Source organism: Streptomyces sp. TS71-3 (assembly GCF_018327685.1).
In the GTDB taxonomy this organism is placed as follows: Bacteria; Actinomycetota; Actinomycetes; order Streptomycetales; family Streptomycetaceae; genus Streptomyces.
The window spans coordinates 1654834-1678022 of the sequence record NZ_BNEL01000001.1; the positions used below are offsets into that span (position 1 = coordinate 1654834).

Consider the following 23189-nt stretch of genomic DNA (forward strand, 5'->3'; position numbering starts at 1 on the left):
GTGTGATGGCTCGCGCGAGTGACGGCCCGCGGGTGTGACGGCCGTACACGGCGGCGGGCCGCGGGCCCGGGGAGGGCGGCTCCGCCTCGCTGATCAGGCGTTGCCCGCATGGCCCGCCGCGCTCCCGCAGTGCCGGTTATTACGGCGGAACGCCGTTCGCGCCGGAAGGTTACGCGCATTCACCCCTTCTGATGGCGCGATGGACAACCGTCCATCGCGCCACCGGCTTGTCCGCATACCGTTCGTCGCGCCGTGAGCCGTAGAACCGATGGCGGCTCAGCAGGAGGAAGATCGGGGGTGTATCCGTGCGTATCGGAATGGTTACGGAGGGCGGCTATCCGTATGTGCGCGGTACCACCGGGCTCTGGTGCGACCGGCTGGTGCGCGGGCTCGGTCAGCACGAGTTCGACGTCTACGCGCTCAGCCGTACGGCCCGGCAGGAGGACGCCGGCCGGTTCCGCCTGCCCGGCAACGTCGACCGGGTGCGCACCGCCCCTGCGTGGTCCCCGCCGGAAGCGCTCCCCACTCCCCGGCACGGCCGCCGGGCGCGGCGCAGGTTCGCCGAGTACTACGCGGAGCTGGCCGCTGCCGTGTGCGCGGCCGGTCCGTCCGGAGCCGCCGTCCCAGGGGAGAGCGGCGCACAAGGCTCCGCCGCGCGTGCCGGCGCCGACCGGGCGGCGGCCCGGGGTGACGGCTCCGCTCCGGGCGCGGCCCCGTGGCGCGCAGCCGGGGCGGCGGGGCCGCCCGAGGCGGGGTGCGGTGCCGGGGGCGATGCCGCGGGAGCCGAGGCGGACCGTTTCGCCGGTGCCCTCTACGGCCTCGCCGCATTCGCCCGTGACGAGGGAGCCCCTGCCGAGCTGCTCCGCTCCGACCTCGCCGTCCGCGCCCTGGAGCGCGCCTGCCGCACACCCGGCGCACTGCGCCCGGCTCGCACGGCGCGCGTGACCGACCTCCTTGCTGTCGTCGGCGACATCGAGCGGGTGCTGAGACCCCTCTCGTTCGACTGGTACGGAGACCGCGACCTGGGTGGTGTCGACATCTGCCATGCCGCCTCGGGGGGAGCCGCCGTGCTGCCCGGCCTGCTGGCCCGGTACCTCGCGGGCGTCCCCCTGCTGCTGACCGAGTACGAGGTGGCGCTGCGCGACCAGTACCTCGCCGCGCCCGGCGCCAGCGCCCCGGTGCGCGCCCTGGGAGCCGCGTTCCACGGCCGGCTGGCCGTCGAGGCCTACCGGCAGGCCGCCTGCATCACCCCGGGCAACGCCCATGTACGCCGCTGGCAGGAGCGGTGCGGTGCGCAGCGGGCCAAGCTGCGCACCGTGCACCCGGGCATCGACGCCTCGCCGTTCGCCGAGGTGGGGGAGAGTGGTGACGCGGGGGAGCCCGGCACGCTGGTCTGGGTCGGGCACATCGAGCCCGGCAAGGACCTGGTCTCCCTGCTGCACGCCTTCTCCGACATCCGCAGGGCCGAACCGGGCGCGCGGCTGAGGATCATCGGCGGGCCCGCCCCGGAGCCGGGCGCCGCGGAGTACGCCGCCCACTGCAAGGCGCTCGCCGCCCAGCTCTTCCCCGACGAGGCCGAGGACCGGCACACGGCCGGCGAGAACCCGGTGTCCTTCGAGGAGCCCGCGGGACCGGGCCCGGCGCACCGCGCCCAGGTCTACGCCGCGGGCAGCGTCGTGGTCCTGCCCAGCGTGGTGGAGGGCTTCCCGGTCGGCCTGGTGGAGGCGATGTTCGCGGGGAGCGCCACGGTCTCCACGGACGTCGGCGCGGTCGTCGAAGCCATCGGCGGAACGGGCCTGGTCGTGCCCCCGCGCAACCCCCGGGCGTTCGCCGAGGCGTGCGTCTCGCTGCTGCGCAACCCCTCCCGGCGCGCCCTGCTGGGCGCCGCGGCGCGTGCGCGGGCGCTCGAACTCTTCAGCGCCGAACAGAACGTTCTCGCATTCGACGGCATCTACCTCGACATCGCCGCCCAGTGCCCGGCACCGCGGCTCAGCGCCGCCGGCGTCCCGGCCCGCTCCCGCCCGTTCGCCGTCCCTGCCGAGGCCCACATCCCGGCCGACTGGCCGAGGAGAGCGCTCACGAGGACGCCACAGGGGCCCACCCCGCACCGGCCGAGCTGGGCGCGTGGACCGGCCGACTCCATCGAGCCGTTGGAAGGCGGTGAGCCGGAGGAGGGCGGAGAGCCTGAGCGCCGCGCGTCGACGGCTTCGTCCCCCGTCCCTGCTCCGTCCCACGACTCGTCCACGGCCCCGGCCTCATCCCTGACTCCGGCTCCGCCCGCCGGCTCGCCTCCGGAGGCATCGGCCCCGGAGGCACCGGTCCCGGCGGAGGCCGGCAGGGCCGCGGCCGCCCGCGTGCAGGCGGCCCGGGTAGGCGCCGCGCGCGCGGAGGCGCTGGAGGAGGGGACGGTGCGCGCCGAGGCCGCGCGCCGCCGGACCGCGCCCCGGGCGGAGCCGGCCCTGCCCGGGCGCCCGCGTGCGGAAGCCGGCGCGGCGCGGAGGGCAGCCCGGTGACCAGGGGGCTTGGGACACGTGCAAGGCGCCGGCCGGCGGCGGTGGTGGTGGTCGCCACGGTGCCGGTGCACCCGGCCGGAGCGCTGCCGCCGGTGGCCCGTGCGCCCATGCGCGCGTGCTGCACCGCACCGGGGGAGGCCGCACGATGAGCCCCGAGTCCCGTGTCCGTGGTGCCGCTCCGACACCCGGTTCCGCGCTCGCGCCGGCGCTCGCGCCGGCGCCCGCTCAGGTGCGGGGCACGTGGGCGCGGCGGGGCACGGGCGACCCGGTGAAGGCACTGCTGCAACGGCACCGGGAGCTCTGCGAGCGTGCCGTCGACCCCCTGGAGCTCGCCGCCGGGCTGGAGGCGGCCGGGATCACCGACCGCATGGCCGCGCGCTACCGGCACCGGGACGTCTTCTCGCTCGCGGAGGAGATGTACGCGCGCGTGGCACGCGACACCGAGACGGACCCGGCGCTCCGGGACCCGTCCGCGCTCGGCACGCGATCCGAGCGCCGGCCCCCCTGGGTACCCCCCGCGTGGCTCCGCACCACCGCCACCTACGCGGCCTGGCTGACCGCGGCGCTGCTCCCCGCGGCGGCTTGCGCGCTCACCCTCGCCGCGCTCCGGCGGACCGGCGGCCGGCCGGAGCTCGCCGTGGCGGCCGCCGGCGCCCTCGCCATGGCGTTCGCCCTGCGGGTCGCGCTCCGCCGCGGGCCGCTGCGCACCGGGCACCGTGTCCGGTGGTCCACGCGCGCGTGGACCTGCCTCCTTCTCGCCTACGCCCTCCTGGGCGACGCCCTGCTCCGCACCCTCCTGGCGGGCGCGCCCGACGTGGACGCGGCAGCGCGGACGCTGCCCGGCGCACTCGCCGCGCTCGCGAGCGGCGCACCCGTGCCCGAAGCATGGCGGCTGCCGCCCGTCGGCGAGCCGGCTGCCACCGCGGCCGTCCTCGCCCTGGCGCTCGCCGTCCTGCCGGCGGCCTGCTGCGCGCGCCTCTTCGCCGCCGGAGCCACCCGGCGGGTGGGCCGCAGCCGTGACCTGGCGGAGTTCACGGCCCGCGCGCGGCCCCTGCTGCTGGCGGTACTCGCCCTGTACGCGTGCGCCCTCGCTCTGCTCCTCACCGCGACCGCCACGGTCCTCCACCAGCACCCCGGCCTTGCCGGCGCGGGCGCCCTGGGCGTGCTGCTGATGCTGGCCCGGCTGCTCATGGTGCACGGCTTCACCCGCGCCCCCGCACTGCTGCTCGCCGCCGCCGGGGCCGCGGAAGCCCTCGCGCTCGCCGCCGTCCTCGCGGCCCGGCTGCCCGGCTGCGCCCCGCTGGCCGTCCCCGTCGCCCGGGCGGTCGCCGTGGCCGGGCCCGGCGCGGTGCCAGCCGTGGCCTGCGGCACCGCGGCCCTGGTGCTGCTCGCGCACGCCGGCAGCACCCTCACCCGGGCCTCGGCCCACACCCCGACGGACCCCGCGTGACCGACACCGCGGGCTTCCCCCCACGATCACCGCACCACCCCTGAAGGAGAACAGCAGATGACCACCACCCTCACCCGAGAGCCGCACCGGAGGGTCGCCCTATGAGGGTGCTGTTGATCGGAGCGGGCGGATACCTCGGCCGGTTCGTCGCGGACCGGCTGCTCGCCGACCCCGCCGTCCAGCTCACCGCACTCGGCCGCGGCGACGACGCGGACGTACGGTTCGACCTCGCCAGCGGCAGCCCCGGCGCGCTCACCCGCTTCCTCGACGCCGTCCACCCCGGCGTCGTCGTCAACTGCGCCGGCGCCACCCGCGGCGGCGCGCGCGACCTCATCCGGCACAACACCGTGTCCGTGGCCACCGTCTGCGAGGCCCTGCGCCGCAGCGGCTGCGGAGCGCGTCTCGTCCAGCTCGGCTGCGGCGCCGAGTACGGCCCCAGCCAGCAGGGCTCCTCGACGGCCGAGGACGCCGTGCCCCGCCCCGGCGGCCCCTACGGCGTGAGCAAACTCGCCGCGACGGAGCTGGTGCTCGGATCGGGCCTGGACGCGGTCGTGCTGCGGGTCTTCTCGCCCACCGGCCCCGGCACCCCCGCGGGCTCCCCGCTCGGCCGGCTCGCCGAGGCCATGCGCCGTGCCATGCAGTCCGGGGACGGCGAGCTGAAACTCGGCGGCCTCGGCGTGCAGCGGGACTTCGTCGACGTCCGCGACATCGCCCGAGCCGTCCACGCCGCCTCCCTCTCCGCGGCGCAGGGCGTCATCAACATCGGCTCCGGCCGCGCGGTACGGCTGCGCGACGCCGCCGCCGTGCTCGCCCGCGTCGCCGGCTACGGCGGTGCCCTCCACGAACTGGACGGCCACGGGCACGGCCACCCGGGAGCCGGCCCCGTGCGGCCCATCATCGGCCATCCCCGCACCGAGCACGACCACCCCCTGCCGCCCACCTTCCCGTACCCCGACGGCTGCGGCAGCTGGCAGCAGGCGGACGTGCGTACCGCCCGCGACCGGCTCGGCTGGCGGCCCCGGATCAGTCTGGAGGAGTCCCTCGCCGACATCTGGATGGAGGCGGCATGCCGTATCTGACCCGGCCCGCGGGCGCCACCACGAGCGCCGTCGCGGTCGGCGTCGGCGTCCCCGGCTACGCGCACCCCCTGGTGGCCCCCGTGGAGTGGGCGGAGCTGACCCGTCCCGGGATCCCGCTGCACTGGGCCGCCCTCAACGTGTCGAACGGGCCCGGCATCCAGCCCGACCCGCACTGCCTGGCCGCCGCGGGCCGGCTCAGGAACACCGGTGCCACGGTGCTGGGCCACCTCGACCTGGCCCGGGGTACCCGGCCCTTCGCGGAGCTCATCCGCGACGTGCACCGCTACGCCGACTGGTACCGCGTCGGGGGCTTCCTGCTGGACCGCTGCCCCGCGGAGCCCGGCGCGCTGCCCGCCGTGCGGCGCCTCGCGGGCGCGCTGCGGGCCCTGGTGCCCGGTGCGCACCTCGTCCTCCTGCACGGCAGGCACCCCGATCCCGGCTATGCGGGGATCGCCGACCAGCTGGTGACGTTCGCGGGTTCCTGGGGGGACTACCGGTGGTCGCAGGCCGCGGAGTGGACCGCCGCCTATCCGGCGGGCAAGTTCTGCCACTTCGTGCACGGCATCCCGCGCGGGCACCTGGAGGAGGCGCTGCGCATCGCGCGCTGGCAGGGCGCGGCCACGGTGTTCTTCACCGATCGCACCCAGCTCAGGGGCGGTGCGTCGCCCTGGGAGGCGATGCCCGGGTACTGGGACGATCTCGTCTCGTTGATCGGACGGGGTGTCTCGGAATGAACCGGGGCGTGGCACTGTTGTCGGATATGACAATTTCCCCGGCTCCGGCCGCAGCGGCGGGGCAGGGGACTTCATTGCGGCACGGCAGCAGTGAAGCGATGAAGCACTGAAGCCGAAGTATCGACGACCGATACGCCCGACCAGCCCCGAACGAGGTCTCCGTGTCGTTGCCACCCTTGGTAGAGCCAGCAGATGAGCTCACCGTAGACGAGGTCCGCAGGTACTCCCGTCACCTGATCATCCCCGATGTGGGCATGGACGGGCAGAAACGGCTGAAGAACGCGAAGGTGCTCTGTGTCGGCGCCGGCGGCCTCGGCTCGCCGGCCCTGATGTACCTCGCCGCGGCGGGCGTGGGCACGCTCGGCATCGTCGAGTTCGACGAGGTCGACGAGTCCAACCTCCAGCGGCAGATCATCCACAGCCAGGCCGACATCGGCCGGTCCAAGGCGGCGTCCGCCCGGGACTCCGTCGAGGGCATCAACCCCTACACGAAGGTCGTCCTGCACGAGGAGCGCCTCGACTCCTCCAACGTGATGGAGATCTTCGAGCAGTACGACCTGATCGTGGACGGCACGGACAACTTCGCCACCCGCTATCTGGTCAACGACGCCTGCGTGCTGCTGAACAAGCCGTACGTCTGGGGTTCGATCTACCGCTTCGACGGCCAGGCCTCGGTCTTCTGGTCCGAGCACGGGCCGTGCTACCGCTGCCTCTACCCGGAGCCGCCGCCCCCCGGCATGGTGCCGTCCTGCGCCGAGGGCGGGGTGCTGGGCGTGCTCTGCGCGTCCATCGGCTCCATCCAGGTCAACGAGGCCATCAAGGTCCTCACGGGCATCGGCGAGCCCCTCGTCGGCCGTCTGATGATCTACGACGCCCTGGAGATGCAGTACCGCCAGGTCAAGGTCCGCAAGGACCCCGACTGCGCCGTCTGCGGCAAGAACCCGACCGTCACCGAGCTCATCGACTACGAGGCCTTCTGCGGCGTCGTGTCCGAGGAGGCCCAGGAGGCGGCCGCCGGCTCGACGATCACTCCCAAGCAGCTCAAGGAGTGGATCGACGACGGCGAGAACATCGAGATCATCGACGTCCGCGAGCCGAACGAGTACGAGATCGTCTCGATCCCGGGCGCCAAGCTGATCCCGAAGAACGAGTTCCTGATGGGCAGCGCCCTGGGTTCGCTGCCGCAGGACAAGAAGATCGTCTTGCATTGCAAGACGGGTGTCCGCAGTGCGGAAGTCCTCGCGGTGCTGAAGTCCGCGGGCTTCGCCGACGCCGTGCACGTCGGCGGCGGAGTGATCGGCTGGGTCAACCAGATCGAGCCGGAGAAGCCCGTGTACTGAGCGGCTTCGCAGCGCCCCGGCGCGTCTCGCGGGTGGTCTCCCGCGGGGCGCGCCGTTCTGCGTTCAGGGGGCGTCCCCTTCCGTGCGGGCGGATTCCAGGGGTCGTTGCAACACGTGGTTGGTTGTTCAGGTCGTGAGCAGTTTATGCAGGCGTTCGGCTGGGGTTTGCCAGTCGAGTGTTTTGCGTGGGCGGCTGTTGAGTTCGGCGGCGACGGTGTCCAGGTGCTCGCGGCTGTGGGCGGCCAGGTTGGTGCCTTTGGGGAAGTACTGCCGCAGCAGGCCGTTGGTGTTCTCGTTGGAGCCGCGCTGCCAGGGGCTGGCGGGGTCGCAGAAGTAGACGGGGATGTCGGTGGCCAGGGTGAAGGCGTGGTGGGCGGCCATCTCGGAGCCTTGGTCCCAGGTCAGGGACTTGATCAGGTGTCGGGGCAGGGTCTGGACGGTGGTCTGCAGGGCGGTGTTGACGTGCTCGGCGCTGCGGCCGGTCGGCAGGTGGACGAGCATGACGTAGCGGGTGGCCCGTTCGACCAGGGTGCCGATGGCGGAGGCACCGTCCTTGCCGATGATCAGGTCGCCTTCCCAGTGGCCGGGTACGGCGCGGTCGTCCGCTTCGGCGGGCCGCTCGCTGATCATGACCATGGGGTGGGTGAAGCGCGGTTGCCGGGCGGCGGCCTGGCGGTGCGGCTTGCGCCGGGCCCGTCCCGTGCGCAGAGCTCGGGCCAGCTCACGGCGCAGTTCCCCGCGGCCCTGGACGTAGAGGGCCTGGTAGATCGTTTCGTGGACCACGTGCATCTCCGGCCGGTCGGAAAACCGTCTGCGAAGAGCGTGACAGATCTGCTCAGGACTCCACCGCATGGCTAGGTGGGCCTGGATGAAGTCCCGTAGCTCGGGGTTCTGGCCGATCTTGCCGGGCTTGGGCCGGGGCCGGCGAGCGATGGCCCGGCGCTGAGCGGCGTGGGGACGGTAGGCCCACCGGGTGAGGTCACCGCGCACAGGTGTGCCGTTGCGGCGTATCTCCCGGCTGATCGTGGACGGGCTGCGGCCCAGCTCGGCGGCGATCGCGCGGACCGTGGCCTTCTCCCGCAGCCGGTCGGCTATGTGGATGCGCTCGTCTTCCCGCAGGTACCTGCTCGACGAAGGCTCGGGCTCCTGCTCTGCCAGAGCAGGAGCCCGCCGCCGCTTCGGATCCATCCGGCCGTTACGCCATTCACGACCGGTCCGATCATGGACACCGACACGCCGGCTCGCCTCTCGGTTGGTCAGCCCCATCTGCACGAGCCGGAAGTATTCCTCCCGCTCGGCCCAAAGCTTCACCGGCCCCTGAGCCGTACGAACCCTACGGATCTCGAAGCCCATCGCACCCCTTGAACTGGGGTGTTGCAACGACCACTAGAACCGAAGGCGTGGGGCGGGGCTTCCGTTCCCGCCCGGACGCGACCCGGGCGCCGGTCAGACCCGGGCGCCGGTCAGACCCGGGCGCCGGTCAGGAGCAGACCTTGCCGTCCTTGGGCGCGCTTCCGTCCAGCAGGTAGTCGTCGACCGTGCCGTCCACGCAGGTGCTGCCGCTGCCGTACGCGCCGTGGCCCTGGCCCTTCCAGGTGAGCTCGATCCCGACACCCCTGCCCAGCTCGTCGGCCATCCTCCGGGCACCCTCGTACGGCGTGGCCGGGTCTCCGGTGTTGCCGACGACGAGGATGGCGGGGGCGCCGGCGGCGCTGACGTCCGGGGTGTCCTGGAGCCCGGGCACCGGCCAGTGGTAGCACCAGCCCGCCGAGTCCCAGCCGAGCATGTCCCCGAAGACGGGGGATATCGCGCGGAACGCCCCGAGTCCCTGCTTGGCCTGCTCAGGCGTCGGGCGCTGCCTGCTGTCCCGGCAGGAGATGGCGCGCTGGGAGTGGCTCTCCGTGCCGTAGTGCCCGGACGCGCCCCGCTCGTTGTAGGCGTCGGCGAGCTTCAGCAGCGGAGTGCCGTCGCCCCGCTGGGCCGCCTGGAGGGCCGCGGTCAGCTCGGGCCAGGTCTGCCTGCTGTACAGGGTGACGGTGATGCCGGTGAGCGCCAGGGACTGGTTCAGCTTGCGGCCCCCGGAGGCGCGCAGCGGCTTGGCGTCCAGGCGCTTCAGCAGGGCCGCGATCTTCGCGCTGCCCCGCCGGGGGTTCTGGCCGGTGGACTTCAGGTAGTTGTCCAGGGCGCGCTGGAAGCCGCGGGTCTGGTTCTTCTCCTGGGCCGTGGAGTCGGCCGTGGGGTCCACGACGGCGTCCAGGACGGCGCGGCCGACGTTCCCGGGGAAGAGGTGGGCGTAGACGCCGCCGAGTTCGGTGCCGTAGGAGATGCCGAAGTAGTGCAGCTTGCGGTCACCGAGGACCTGGCGCATCAGGTCCATGTCGCGGGCCGTCTCGGCCGTGGACAGGTGCGGCAGGAGGGCGCCGGCGGTGCGTGCGCAGCCGGTGCCGAAGGCAGCCGCGTCCTTGAAGTACGCCTTCTCCTCGGCGGGGGTGTCCGGCGTGAGGTCGACCGACTCGGCGGCCTGGAGCTGCTGGTCGGTGCGGCAGCGCACGCCCTCGCTGGCCCCGACGCCCCGCGGGTCGAAGCTGACCAGGTCGTAGCGCGTGCGCAGGGTGCCGTACAGGTCGGCGAACGAGGGCAGCATGGAGACGCCCGGGCCGCCGGGGCCGCCGAAGTTGAAGACCAGGGAGCCGATGCGGGAGCCGCCGCCGGTGCTTCTGGCCCGGATCAGGGCGATGCCGATCGTCCGGCCGTCCGGCTTCGCGTAGTCCAGCGGGGCCTTCATCGTGCTGCACTGCCACTGGGAGCCCGGGGGCAGGCCGCCGTCCGAGGGGCACCGGCTCCAGTGCAGGGTCTGGCCGGTCAGGGACGCCGGCAGCGCGGACGTGGGCACGGCGTCGGGCGAGGAGCGGGGCGCCGGAGCGCCGCTGGAGGTGGAGGGCGCCGCGCGGCCGGCCTTCGTGCTGCCGCCACCGCCCGAGTCCTTGCCGGAACCGCAGCCGGCCAGCAGCGAAGCCGCGGCGACGACGGCCGCCGCCGGTCTCCCGAAACGCATCATGAATCCAGCGCCCATGACCCCGCCCCCCTCGCGCTCGTCCTCCTCCGGGAGGACTGTCAGGTCATAGTAGGCAGGGCCACTGACAGCGGGGGCCGGGACAGCCGGCTCCGGGGCAGCGGGCTCCGGCACAGCGCGCTCCGGGGCGACCGGTGCGGCGACGGGGGGTGCGGGCGTGGCGCGCCGCCGGGCTATGAACACACCGTCCCCGCGGGCGGCATCTTCCCGTCCAGCAGGTAGCCGTTCACCGCGTTCCGCACGCACTTGCTCCCGCTGTCGTACGCGCCGTGCCCCTGGCCCTTGTACGTCAGCTCCACGCCGACGTGGTCGCCGAGGCCCTGCACCATCCGCTGCGCGCCCCGGTAGGGGGTGGCCGGGTCGCCCGTGTTGCCGATGACGAGGATCGGCGGGGCGCCGGGGGCGTGCACGTCGGGGCGGTCGGCGGCGCCCCGTACGGGCCAGCCGGTGCAGCTGAGCATGGACCAGGCCAGGTAGTCGCCGAACAGCGGCGAGGCCTGCCGGAACGCCGGCAGCTGCTGCTGCACCTGGGCCGGGGTGTAGCGCTGCCTGTCGTCGGCGCAGTTGATCGCGACGTTGGCCGCCTGGACGTTGCTGTAGCGGCCGTCCTGGTTCCGGCCGTTCATCGAGTCGGACAGCATCATCAGGACGGTGCCGTTCCCGTCGTACGCCTCTTCCAGGCCCTCGGTGAGGTAGTCCCAGAAGTCCTTCGAGTAGAGCGCCTGGGCGATGCCGTTGGTGGCCGCGGTCTGGGTGAGCCGGCGCCCGCCGATGCCCGGCAGCGGCTTCGTGTCCAGGCTCCGCAGCAGGCCGGCCATGCGCTGCTCGACCTCCTGCTCGCTGTCGCCGACGGGGCAGCCGCCGGGCTTGGCGACGCAGTTCCTGGCGTAGTTGTTCAGGGCCAGCTGGAAGCCCCTGGCCTGGCCGAGGGCGCTCTGCGCGGGGGTCTGCGTCGGGTCCACGACGCCGTCGAAGACGGTGCGTCCCAGGCGTTTGGGGAAGAGGTGGGCGTAGACGCCGCCGAGTTCGGTGCCGTAGGAGATGCCGAAGTAGTTCAGCTTCCGGTCGCCGAGCACGTGGCGCATCAGGTCCATGTCGCGCGCGGCGTTCGTGGTGCCCACGTGGGGGAGCAGCCGTCGGGAGTTGCGCTCGCAGGCCGTGTTGAACGCCCTGGTGTTCCGCAGCAGCCGGCTCTCCTCGGTGCCGTTCTCCGGGGTGAAGTCCTGCTGGAAGTAGGCGTCGAGCTGGCGGTCGTTCTCGCACCGCACGCCCGCGCTGCGGCCGACCCCGCGCGGGTCGAAGCTCACCAGGTCGTAGCGGGTGCGCAGCTTCTCGTAGTCGCTGCCGAAGGCGGGCAGGGTGGTCACTCCGGAGCCGCCGGGGCCGCCGAAGTTGAACGCCAGCGAGCCGAGGCGCCGGTCCTTGGGACCGCTCGCCTTCGCGCGGATCAGGGCCAGGTCGATCGTGTCGCCCTCGGGATCGCTCCAGGCGAGGGGGGCCTTCATGGCGGTGCACTGCCACGTGCCGCCGTGCGGCAGCGGCGAGGGGGAGGGGCCGCCGCCCTCCGACTCGGACGGTGCCGGGCAGTCACGCCAGTGCAGCTTCTGCTTCCAGGGATTGTCCTGCTGGCGGCCCGGGACATGACGCCCGCCGGACTCGCCCCCCGCTCCCTCCGAGTTGCCGCAGGCCGTCAGGGAGGCAGACAGCAGGACGGCGGCGGTAGCCAGGGTCGCGGTGCGCGGGGACGAGGGCTTCGGCATGCCTTCATCCTGCGGTTGGCCCGTGGTCGGCGCGCGGGGCCGCGGGCCGTGCGGGTGACGCGCGTGGCGAAGCCGTCGCGTCTCTTGGGCGTCCCGTCTCTTGCGCATCCCTCGCCGCGCGCCCTGCGCCGTCCCGCACCACCGTCCGGGGCAGCGGCGCCCGCTCTAGAGGGCTCCCTTTCTGGTCAGGTGGTTGAAGAACAGCCATCCGGGGAGCACGGGCAGCCAGAGCGTCAGCAGCCGGTACAGCAGCACCGCGGGCGCGGCGACCTCCTTGGGGAGGCCGACGGCGATGAGGCCGACCGTGAGGGTCGCCTCGACCGCGCCCACGCCGCCCGGGGTGGGCGCCGCGGACCCGAGGGCGTTGCCCGCGAGGAAGACGACGGCGACGCTGGCGAGGCTCAGGGAGACCTGGTCGTTGCCGAACGCCCGGATCGACGCGTCCAGGCACATCACGAACGCGGCCGTCAGCAGCAGCGTGCCGCCGATGCCCAGGAGCAGCTTCTGCGGCCGCTGGAGCACGTCCAGCATCCGGGGCACCACGCCCGCGAACAGCGACCGCACGCGGGTGACCACGAACTTCCTCAGGAACGGGATGGACGTCACCACGAGGCCGAGCACCGCGACCGTGAGCAGGCCCCCGATGACCGTGCGGGACGGCGACAGGGAGGGCGTCTTCTCGGTTCCGGTGACATAGCCGAAGACCAGCAGCAGCACGAGGTGGCAGCCGAGCGCGGACAGCTGCGACGCACCCACGCTGGCGACCGCGAGCCCGGGGCGCACGCCCGCGCGCTGGAGGAACCGGGTGTTCAGGGCGACGCCGCCGACCGCCGCGGGTGCCACGATCTTCACGAAGGAGCCCGCCACCTGGGCGGCGACCGCCCTCATGAAGGGCACCTTCTCCGGCACGTAGCCGAGCAGGCTCATGGCCGCCGTGAAGTAGCTCAGTGCGGAGAACAGCACCGCCATGGCGACCCAGCCCCAGTGCGCCTCGGCGAAGATGCGGCCGAACTCGATGTGGGTGAGCTGCGACAGCAGGAAGTACGCGCCGATGGCCCCGGCCATGAAGCTCACCAGGGTGCGCGGCTTGATCCGCTCCAGCCGGGCCGGCTCCACCGGCGCCTGCGGGCGGATCCGCAGCACCTGGTGGCGGATCTGGGTCAGCAGGTCCTCTTCGCGGGCGCTTTCCAGGGCCTCTTCCACGACGCGCTTCTCGGCCTGCTTCTCCTCCTGCTTCTGGGCGCGCAGGGCCTTCTTGTCGACGACGGCGCGCCGCCCGGTGTCCTCCGCGGCCACCGCCCGCCCGGCAGCCGTGTGTTCCGCCTCCTCCAGGCGCGCCGACTTCGCCTTGTGGGAGGCGTCGAGCACCGCCTCGCGCTCCCGCTGCGAGCGCGCGCGCCCGAGCCTGCGGAGCGTGCTGCGGGTGGTCCGGGTCAGGGCGATGGGCTGGAGCATCGGAAGGCAGTTGGCGACCGTGTCGGGCCCCAGGATCCGCACCGCGGAGGCCACGGCGCGCTCGGCCCCGACCCGCAGCCCCAGGGTGGTCAGGAGCTGTGCGATGTCCATGCGCAGCACCAGATCGCCGGCCGCGATCTCCCCGCCGCGCAGATCGGTGAGGGTGACCTCTCCGGTGTCGTTCACCAGGATCGCGTCGCCGGCCAGGCGCCGGTGGGCGATCCGGCGGGACTGGAGCGCCTTGACCTGCCGCCACGCGTCGTGCAGCACGGGGTCCGTGATCTCGTCGTCGGGCACCGCGTCGAGGGTGCGGCCGGGGGAGTGCTCGTAGACGAGCATCACGGCGTCCGGGCCGAGCTCCGAGGTGGCGATCAGCTTCGGCGCCCGGGCCCCGGCCGAACCGGCCGCGTAGGCGAGCAGCGCCTCCTGCTCCAGCGCCTGGCGCAGGGACTGGAGGCTGCTGCGTGTGGTGATGCCGCGCAGCGTCAGGCGGCGCCAGACGCGGTAGTAGAAGCCCTGGGCCTGCTGCTCGCGGTCGACGACCGTCACGTCGAGCGGTGGGCCGTCCTCCAAGGTGACGAAGTACCGCCTGCCGCGGTCGCCCGTGTCACCGGTGTCCACGAACTCGCCGGTGTCCGTCAGCGGCTCGTCGCGCGCGGCGCTCACGGGATGGAAGCCCACCCGCCGCAGCCCCGCGAGCAGGGTCTGGCCGGTGGGGCGCACGTTCGGCGAACCGACCGCGTAGACCGTGCCGTAGGCCACGGTCAGGCCGATCAGCACGGTGAGGATGATCGAGAACGCGGTCGTGTAACCGGTGACGAGCATCGCGAACGCGTCGAGCAGCAGCACCACCCAGAGCACCACGCGCCAGCGCGGTCTGCGGGCCATGCCGACCGCCGTCATATAGGCGATGACGGGCGCCAGATAGCCGTGCACGGGGTCGGTGAGGGCGTGGAGGTCGCTCGGGGACGGCTGGGTGAGCGCTTCCTTGATGGAGGACGGGGCCTGTCTGGCCACCCACAGGTCGGTGGCGAGCGTCACGCCGTGGGCGAGCACCGCGGCGAGCACGCCGTCGGCGATCCGCAGTCCGTCGCGTTTGATCAGGCGTTCGATGGCGAACGCGACGGGCACGAGGAGCACGGCGATGCTCGACGCCAGCCCGGCGAACCTGATCAACAGGTCAGGGGCCTGGCCGGTGCCTTTGTTGATGTCCTGTTCGAGCCCCGAGGTGGTGCCGTGCGCGAACGCGGCGATCGCCAGGAGAACGGCGATCGCGAGCGCACCGATCAGGAACCGCACCAGGTCGGAGGGGCGGTGCACGCGCGCGGGCAGGAGCGGTTCGTCGCCCTCCACCTGGTCGATGTGCGCGCCGCCGGAGGCGGGCCGGGGGCCGTTGTCCCCGCCGTCGCGGCCCTCGGCGTCGTGAGCGCCGTGGGGCGTCCCGCCAGGTCTTCCGAGGAACGCGTCATGCGCCCCACCGGGGCGGCGCGTCGCGTCGCCGGAGGTCTCGGGCAGGCCGCCGCGCGGGGCCTCGTGGGCGCCGCCGGGACGGTGGGCGTGACGTTCCCCACGGTCGGCGTGGCGCTCGCCGGAGCGGTCGGGCCGGCCGGCGCCGTCGTCCGCCTGGTACGCGCCCTCCGGGCCCGTCGGCGTGGGGTCGCCTGCGGCGCCACCGGGGCGTGCCTCGCCGTTGGCGCCCGGCGTCCCCAGGCCGTCCGGCGCGTCGGACGTGCCGGACACGGCGGCCACCTCGGGGGTGCCGTCCACGCCGGTCGGGCCGGTGTCCCCGGGAACGTCGCGCCGCGGGCGGGAGGCGGTGCCGGCATCTGGGCGTGCGGGGGCGGCAGAGGTGCCCACCGGCTCACCGGCGCGCGCACCCTGCTGCTCAGACGCGTGTTCTCGATCTCGTATCACCTGTCACCGCCCGCTTGATGGTGGCATGCCCCTCTGACGGCCGAACGCGCCAGGGGCCCGTGCGGGGTCCCACAGTGTGCCTCATGACCTGCTCGGGGGCACGCGGCCGACCGGGTCACGGTCGAGTCTCGCTGTCGTGGCGGTGGGGCAGGATGGGACGGATGAGCGAGGAGAGCCACGGGCGGCACGGACCGGACACGGGCCCGGACGCCCTGCCCGCATACGCGGAACGGGTGCTGGAGGTCGCGGAGCTGATCCCCGCGGGCCGGGTGATGACCTACGGGGACGTCGCGGAATGGCTGGACGAGGGCGGGCCCCGCCAGGTCGGCCGGGTGATGTCGCTGTACGGCGGCGCGGTGCCCTGGTGGCGGGTGGTGCGCGCGGACGGCGTGCTGCTGGCCGGCCACGAACTGTCCGCGCTCGGCCACTACCGCGCGGAGGGCACCCCGCTGCGCCAGGCCGGCCAGGCGTCCGAAGGGCACATGCCGCGCCTCGACATGCGACGGGCGCGCTGGGACGGCGGGGGACACGCAGAGGCTCACACCTGAAAGCTTCCGCCATCGCGGCCCTCGCACAGCCGCCGATGACCCGTACGGGGGAAGCGGTGTCACGAGCCGTGCCCCGGGCGTAGCGTCGTCGTCACCCGTCCCGTTCACCCCGCGGCCCGCTCCCGGCGCCCCGAGCCGCGTGACCATCAGCACACTCCACCAGAACCGGCGATTCACGTGAGCTCCCCTTCATCGTTCCGGCACCTGTCGCACCAGGGGGTACGACAGGGCTCCCGAGGTGCCTACCGGCTTGTGCGCACTCCGCCGGCGCCGTCCCCTCGCCCTAGTGCGGACGCAGGCCAGCGTGCTGTGGTTCATCACCCGGGCGGGCCGCTGCTCGTCCTGGCGGGGCCCGGCACCGGCAAGACTTCCACCCTGGTGGAGGCCGTGGCGGCCCGCGTCGAGAAGGGCACCGCGCCGGAGCGCATCCTGGTGCTCACGTTCAGCCGCACGGCCGCGGTGGACCTGCGCGACCGTATGGCGCTGCGGGTCGGCGCCGCCCGTGCGCCCAGGGCGACCACCTTCCACTCGTTCTGCTACGCCCTGGTCCGCGCCCACCAGGACGCCGATCTCTTCGGCGAGCCGCTGCGCCTGCTGTCGGGACCCGAGCAGGACGTCGCCGTCCGCGAGCTCCTCGCGGGCCAGATCGACCTGGAGCGCGACGGCCTCGGCAGGGTGCGCTGGCCCGACGAGCTGCGCGCCTGCCTGACGACCCGCGGCTTCGCCGACGAGGTCCGCGCGGTCCTGGCCCGAAGCCGCGAGCTCGGCCTCGGCCCCGACGCCCTGGGCGCGTTCGCGGCCCGCATCGGCAGGCCCGACTGGCGTGCCGCGGCGGCCTTCCTCGCCCAGTACCTGGACGTGCTCGACATGCAGGGCGTGCTCGACTACGCCGAACTGGTGCACCGCGCCGTGCTGCTCGCCGAGGACGCGGGGACCCCCGAGACGGCCGCCCGGCTCGCGGCGCAGTACGACGCCGTGTTCGTCGACGAGTACCAGGACACCGACCCGGCGCAGGTGCGCCTGCTGCGGGCGCTCGCGGGCGGCGGCCGGACGCTGGTCGCGTTCGGGGACCCCGACCAGTCCGTGTACGCGTTCCGCGGTGCCGACGTGAACGGCATCCTGGACTTCGCGGAGGCGTTCCCGCGCGCGGACGGGCGTCCCTCGCCCGTGCGGGTGCTGGGCACCTCCCGGCGCATGGCGTCCCGGGTGCTCGCCGCCACCCGCGAGATCACCCGGCGCATGCCCCTGACCCGGCTGTCCTCCCAGGCGGTGCGCGCGCACCGGGAGCCGGCGGCCTCGCGCGACGGCGGCCGGGTCGAGGTGTACACCTACCCGACGCCGGGGGCGGAGCTCGACAACATCGCGGACCTGCTGCGCCGCGCGCACCTGGAGGACGGGGTCCCCTGGGGCGAGATGGCGGTCCTGGTGCGCGCGGGGGCCCGCACCATCCCCGGCGTGCGCCGGGCGCTCACCGCGGCGGGTGTGCCCCTGGACATCGACGGCGACGACCTCCCCCTGCGCCACGAGCCCGCGGTCGCCCCCCTGCTGGCGGCGCTGCGCGCGGTGGCCACGGCGGCGCGGGAGGACGAGGGGAGGGGGCCGGCCGGGGGAGTGGACGGGGCGGGCCGAGCCCAGGACGGGGATGAGTTGGGCGCGCGCCAGGACAGGGACGAGCTGGGCGTGCCCCAGGACAGGGACGAGCCGGGCGCGCCGCGGGACGGGGACGAGCGAGGCGCGCGGCAGGACGGGGATGAGCCGGGCGCGCCCCAGGGCGGCTGGCTCGACACCGAGACCGCGCTCGCCCTGCTCGCGTCCCCCCTCGCGGGCATGGACGCCACCGATCTCAGGCGCCTGGGCCGGGCGCTGCGCGACGAGGAGCGTGCGGCCGGCAATGCCCTGCCGCCGCCCTCCGACGAGTTGCTGACGCGCGCCCTGGCCGAGCCGGAACGCCTCGTCGCGCACGACCCGGCCTACGCGCGCGGCGCCCAGCGGCTCGGTGCCCTGCTGCGCAAGGCCCGTGAGCTCCTGGCAGGCGGCGGTACCGCAGAGGAGGCGCTCTGGGAGCTGTGGAACGGCACGCCGTGGCCGCAGCGCCTGGAGCGCACGGCACGCCGCGGCGGCCCCGGCGGGCGCAACGCCGACCGGGACCTCGACGCCGTGTGCGCCCTGTTCGCGACCGCGGCGCGCGCGGAGGAGCGCTCCGGCGGTCGCGGCGCGCTCAACTTCCTCATGGAGGTGGACGCCCAGGACATCGCCGCGGACACCCTCACCGGCCGCGCCCCGCGCCCCGAAGCCGTCCGCCTGATGACCGCGCACCGCGCCAAGGGGCGGCAGTGGCGGCTGGTCGTGGTGGCCGGCGTGCAAGAAGGGCTCTGGCCCGACCTGCGCCGGCGCGGCTCCCTGCTGGAGGCCGACCGCATCGGACGCGACGGGCTCGCCGAGCCGCTGACGCCCGGTGCGCTCCTCGCCGAGGAGCGGCGCCTGTTCTACGTGGCCGCCACGCGCGCGTGCGACCGTCTCGTCGTCACGGCCGTCAAGAGTCCCGCCGACGACGGCGACCAGCCGTCCCGCTTCCTCACCGAGCTGGGCGTCACGCCCAGGGACGTCACTGGCCGCCCGCGCCGTCCGCTCTCGGTGTCGGCACTCGTCGCCGAACTGCGGGCGACCACCGTCGACCCGCGGGTCTCGGCCACCCTCAGGGAGGCCGCCGCGGAGCGCCTGGCGCGGCTGGCGGCGCTCGACGACGGCGAGGGCCGCCCCCTGGTGCCGTCGGCGCACCCCTACCGGTGGTGGGGGATGGTCGATCCGACCGACGGCAAGGTGCCGCTGCGGGACCGCGACCGCCCCGTGGTGCTCTCGGGGAGCGCGCTCGACCAGCTCGCCAACACCTGCGCCCTGCAGTGGTTCCTGTCCCGCGAGGTCAAGGTCGACCGGCCCGCGACCGCCGCCCAGGGCTTCGGAAACGTCGTGCACGTCCTCGCCGACGAGGTCGCCTCAGGGCATACCCCCGCCGACCTCGGCGCCCTCATGGAGCGGCTGGACTCCGTCTGGAACGCGCTCGCCTTCGACGCGCCCTGGAAGTCCGCCCAGGAGAAGGAGAACGCGCGCGCGGCACTCGAACGCTTCGTGAGATGGCACGTCACCGACCGCGCGGGCCGCACCCCCGTGGCCGGCGAGCACGACTTCGACGTCACCCTCGGGGCGGGGCCCTTCGAGGTGCGCATCCGCGGCGCCATGGACCGGGTGGAGCGGGACGCCCAGGGCCGCGCCTACGTCGTCGACTTCAAGACCGGCAAGCAGGCACCCAGCGCCGCCGACGTCGCCCGCCACCCGCAACTGGCCGTCTACCAGCTCGCCGTGCGCGAGGGCGCCGTCGACGACCTCTTCGGCGCGACGCCCGAGCCGGGCGGCGCCGAGCTCGTCCAGCTCCGCCAGGGCGCCGCCCGGCGCAGCGGCGGCGACGCGTTCCCCAAGGTGCAGTCCCAGGAGGCGCTGTCCGGCGAGTGGATCGGCGACCTGCTCGCGACCGCCGCGGGCAAGGTCCTCGACGAGCGCTTCACCCCCACCACCGGCCAGCAGTGCGCCCATTGCGCGTTCCACGCCGCGTGCAGCGCCCGGCCGGAGGGCGACCAGGTCGTGGAGTGAGGACGAGCCGGGGGCGGGGCGCGCGAGCGGGCGCCCGGCGGTCGTGGGACGCGTGGACTGCCGCCCGCGCGCTCCGGTCTGTCGGCGGGTCCCGTTAGCCTCGTTCGACGTGAATGCCCGCATCACGGACCCCGAGCAACTCAAGGAGCTGCTCGGCATCCCCTTCACCCCGGAGCAGACGGCCTGCATCACCGCGCCGCCCGCCCCGCAGGTGATCGTGGCCGGCGCCGGATCGGGCAAGACGACCGTGATGGCGGCCCGCGTCGTCTGGCTCGTCGGCACCGGGCAGGTGACGGCCGAACAGGTCCTCGGGCTGACGTTCACCAACAAGGCCGCCGGCGAGCTGACCGAGCGGGTGCGCGCCGCCCTCGCCAGGGCGGGCGTCACCGACCCGGACCCCGCGGTGCCCGGCGAGGCGGGCGAGCCCGTCATCTCCACGTACCACGCCTTCGCCGGCCGGCTCCTCGCCGACCACGGCCTGCGCATCGGCCTGGAGCCGACCACCCGCCTGCTGGCCGACGCCACCCGTTTCCAGCTCGCCGCCCGCGTCCTGCGCGAGGCCCCGGGCCCCTACCCGGCCCTCACCCGCTCCTTCCCCGACCTCGTCAGCGACCTGCTGGCCCTGGACGCCGAACTCGCCGAGCACCTCGTGGAGCCCGCGCGCCTGCGCGCCCACGACACCGACCTGCTGCGCACCCTGGGCGGCGCCAAGCTCACCAACGCCGACCTGCGCAAGGTCCCCGAGGCGGCCGGCGCCCGCCGTGAACTCACCGAACTGGTGGGCCGCTACCGCGCCGCCAAGCGCGAGCGCGACCTCGTCGACTTCGGCGACCAGATCGCCCTGTCGGCCGCGCTCGCCCGAACCCGACCCGAGGTGGGCGCGATCCTCAGGGACGAGTTCCGCGTCGTCCTGCTGGACGAGTACCAGGACACGTCCGTCGCCCAGCGCGTCCTGCTCGCCGCGCTGTTCGGCGGCGGCACCGGACACCCCGTCACCGCCGTCGGCGACCCCTGCCAGGCCATCTACGGCTGGCGAGGCGCCTCCGTCGCCAACCTCGACGACTTCCCCGAGCACTTCGCCCACCCCGACGGCCGGCCGGCGCGGCGCCACGCGCTCAGCGAGAACCGCCGCAGCGGCGGCCGGCTGCTCGACCTGGCCAACACCCTCGCCACCCCCCTGCGCGCGCTCCACACGGGCGTGCAGGCCCTGCGGCCGGCCCCCGGGGCCGAGCGGGACGGCACGGTCCGGTGCGCCCTGCTGACCACCCACGCCGAGGAGATCGACTGGCTCGCGGACTCCCTCGCGCACCTGGTGGCCACCGGCACACCGCCCGGCGAGATCGCCGTCCTGTGCCGCACCGCGGCCGACTTCCCCGGGATCCAGAAGGCCCTGGTGGCGCGCGACGTGCCGGTGGAGGTCGTGGGCCTCTCCGGGCTGCTGCACCTCCCCGAGGTGGCCGACCTCGTCGCCGTCTGCGAGGTCCTCCAGGACCCGGGTGCCAACGCCTCCCTGGTGCGGCTGCTCATCGGCCCGCGCTGGCGCATCGGCCCCCGCGACCTGGCCCTGCTGGGCCGCCGTGCGCGCGTGCTCGTCCGCCGCGAGGACCCGGCGGGGTCCGGCGACGCCGACCGGCGGCTCGCCGAGGCCGTCGAGGGCGTCGACCCCGCCGAGGTGACGTCCCTCGCGGACGCGCTGGACACCTTCCTGGAGAGCCCGTTCGAGGCGGAGCCCGAGGACGACGGGCTGCCGTTCTCGCCGGACGCGCGCGTGCGGTTCGCCCACCTCGCCGCCGAACTGCGCGAGCTGCGCCGTTCGCTGTCCGACCCGCTCATGGACGTGCTGCACCGGGTGCTCACGTACACCGGTCTGGAGGTGGAGCTGTCCGCCTCACCGCACGCTCTTGCGGCCCGCCGCCGCGAGACCCTGTCGAACTTCCTGGACGTCGCCGCGTCCTTCGCCGCCCACGACAGCGAGGCCACCCTGCTCGCGTTCCTCGGCTTCCTGCGCACCGCGGCGCAGTACGAGAAGGGCCTCGACGCCGCCCTGCCCGGCGGCGAGAACACCGTCAAGGTGCTCACCGCCCACAAGTCCAAGGGCCTCGAATGGGACGTCGTCGCCGTTCCCGGACTGGTCACCGGCACCTTCCCGAGCACCCAGGGACGCGAGAAGTGGACCGCCCAGGGCAAGGTCATCCCGCACGCGCTGCGCGGCGACGCCGCGACCCTGCCCGACGTCGCCGCGTTCGACTCCAAGGGCCTCAAGGCCTTCCAGGAGGCGATGAAGGACCACCAGCACACCGAGGAACTGCGCCTCGGCTACGTCACCTTCACCCGCCCCCGGAATCTGCTGCTCGGCTCCGGGCACTGGTGGGGGCCCACGCAGAAGAAGCCCCGCGGTCCCTCGGAGTTCCTTGCGGCCCTCTACGAGCACTGCGCCGAGGGGCACGGCGAGATCGAGGCATGGGCCGACGAGCCCGAGGAAGGCGCTCAGAACCCGGTCCTGGCCCGCGAGGCGGCCGGCGAGGCATGGCCGCTGCCGCTCGACCCGGCCGCCCTGCGGCTCCGCCGCGCCGCCGCGGCACGCGTCCTGGCCCACCTTGAGGGGCCGCAGGGGCCGCAGGAGCCGCCGGAGGCGCCGGCCGCCCACGTCGCGATGGACGTCCGTGAGGCTGCGGACGTGCAGGTATCGGAGTCCCGGGCCGCGGACCCCACGGCGGGGGAGTCCCCGGAGCCGGATCCCGCGGGCGTCCCGGGCGCCCCGGGCGTCCCCGGCACCCAGGACGCTCCGGCCGGGCTCACCCCTGAGGAGGCTCGCGCCGTCGCCTCCTGGGACCGTGATCTCGGTGCCCTCACCGGAGAGCTGCTGCGTTCCCGGGAGGCCGTCACGGAGATCGCCCTGCCGCCCTCGCTGACGGCCACGGAGCTGGTGCGGCTCGCCGCCGACCCGGACGGCTTCGCCCGCGATCTGGCCCGCCCCATGCCGCGCCCGCCGCGTCCCGCCGCCCGCCGGGGCACCCGTTTCCACGCCTGGGTGGAGGCCCGCTTCGAGGCACTGCGGCTGCCCCTGCCGGACACGGGCGAACTGCCCGGCGACGACGAGCCGCCCGGCCACGATGCCGAGATCGACGACGAGCGCGACCTGGAGGCGCTCAAGGAGGCGTTCGAACGCACCCCGTACGCCCACCGCACACCCCACCGCGTGGAGGCGCCCTTCCAGATCGTCCTCGCCGGCCGTGTCGTCCGCGGCCGCATCGACGCCGTCTACCGGGACGGCGACGCCCCGGAGGCCGCGTACGAGATCGTCGACTGGAAGACCGGCCGGTCCCGCGGCGGCGCGCGCGGCGACGGCGCCGGAGCCCGAGCCGGTGGAGGCGCCGTGGGCGGCTCCGGTCCCATGGACGGCATCCCGTACGCCGATCCGCTCCAGCTCGCGATCTACCGGCTCGCCTGGGCGGAGCAGCACGGCATACCGGTGGAGTCCGTACGGGCCGTCTTCGTGCACGTACGCTCCGGGCGGACCGTCCGCCCCCGGCACCTGCCGGGCCGCGCGGAACTGGAGCGCATCCTCCTGGAGGGGACGCCGCGGCCGGACGGATCTGCTCTGGAACCGCTGCCTGAGCAGCCGGAGGAGGCGGAGCAGCCGGAGCAGCCGGAGCGGTGAGAGAGCCGGACCGCCAG

12 protein-coding genes are annotated in these 23189 nt (G+C 74.5%); 8 read left to right on the forward strand and 4 right to left on the reverse strand.

Annotated elements, in window-relative coordinates:
- Positions 1–305 precede the first annotated feature (305 nt).
- The 5 genes from Sm713_RS06870 (at position 306) to moeZ (ending at position 7116) form a co-directional block, all read left to right on the forward strand.
- Positions 306–2513, forward strand: coding sequence for a DUF3492 domain-containing protein (locus Sm713_RS06870; protein ID WP_249416142.1), 2208 nt, complete (start codon positions 306–308; stop codon positions 2511–2513).
- A gap of 145 nt (positions 2514–2658) precedes the next feature.
- Positions 2659–3963 carry a hypothetical protein gene (locus Sm713_RS06875; protein WP_249416143.1) on the forward strand — a complete coding sequence of 435 codons (1305 nt, stop codon included), beginning with the start codon at positions 2659–2661 and terminating at the stop codon, positions 3961–3963.
- A 101-nt stretch (positions 3964–4064) separates the two neighbouring features.
- Positions 4065–5042, forward strand: a complete 978-nt coding sequence (locus tag Sm713_RS06880; protein WP_212908761.1) for an NAD(P)-dependent oxidoreductase — start codon at positions 4065–4067, stop codon at positions 5040–5042.
- Complete coding sequence (locus Sm713_RS06885; protein ID WP_212908762.1) at positions 5030–5776, forward strand: spherulation-specific family 4 protein; 747 nt, start codon at positions 5030–5032, stop codon at positions 5774–5776. The genes Sm713_RS06880 and Sm713_RS06885 overlap by 13 nt, the downstream gene beginning before the upstream one ends.
- A gap of 161 nt (positions 5777–5937) precedes the next feature.
- Positions 5938–7116: an adenylyltransferase/sulfurtransferase MoeZ gene (gene moeZ, locus Sm713_RS06890; RefSeq protein WP_212908763.1), complete on the forward strand. Its 1179-nt coding sequence runs from the start codon at positions 5938–5940 to the stop codon at positions 7114–7116.
- A 126-nt stretch (positions 7117–7242) separates the two neighbouring features.
- On the opposite strand, the gene Sm713_RS06895 is transcribed toward moeZ, so the two are convergent.
- The 4 genes from Sm713_RS06895 to Sm713_RS06910 form a co-directional block, all read right to left on the reverse strand.
- Positions 7243–8304 (reverse strand): IS30 family transposase, encoded by a 1062-nt coding sequence (locus Sm713_RS06895; RefSeq protein WP_374195966.1) that lies wholly within the window; start codon positions 8302–8304, stop codon positions 7243–7245.
- A 292-nt stretch (positions 8305–8596) separates the two neighbouring features.
- Positions 8597–10174: an alpha/beta hydrolase gene (locus Sm713_RS06900; protein WP_212911838.1), complete on the reverse strand. Its 1578-nt coding sequence runs from the start codon at positions 10172–10174 to the stop codon at positions 8597–8599.
- A gap of 188 nt (positions 10175–10362) precedes the next feature.
- Entirely contained in the window at positions 10363–11949 is a 1587-nt protein-coding gene (locus tag Sm713_RS06905) for an alpha/beta hydrolase (protein WP_212908764.1), read from the reverse strand.
- A 165-nt stretch (positions 11950–12114) separates the two neighbouring features.
- Positions 12115–14919 (reverse strand): lysylphosphatidylglycerol synthase transmembrane domain-containing protein, encoded by a 2805-nt coding sequence (locus Sm713_RS06910; RefSeq protein ID WP_212911839.1) that lies wholly within the window; start codon positions 14917–14919, stop codon positions 12115–12117.
- Between the two features lie 560 nt (positions 14920–15479).
- Here Sm713_RS06910 and Sm713_RS06915 point away from each other — a divergent pair.
- The 3 genes from Sm713_RS06915 (at position 15480) to Sm713_RS06925 (ending at position 23172) form a co-directional block, all read left to right on the forward strand.
- Entirely contained in the window at positions 15480–15866 is a 387-nt protein-coding gene (locus tag Sm713_RS06915; protein ID WP_212908765.1) for an MGMT family protein, read from the forward strand.
- Positions 15867–16043: 177 nt separating this feature from the next.
- Positions 16044–19511, forward strand: coding sequence for an ATP-dependent DNA helicase (locus tag Sm713_RS06920; protein WP_212908766.1), 3468 nt, complete (start codon positions 16044–16046; stop codon positions 19509–19511).
- A gap of 109 nt (positions 19512–19620) precedes the next feature.
- Positions 19621–23172: an ATP-dependent DNA helicase gene (locus Sm713_RS06925; RefSeq protein ID WP_212908767.1), complete on the forward strand. Its 3552-nt coding sequence runs from the start codon at positions 19621–19623 to the stop codon at positions 23170–23172.
- The last annotated feature ends 17 nt before the right edge of the window (positions 23173–23189 follow it).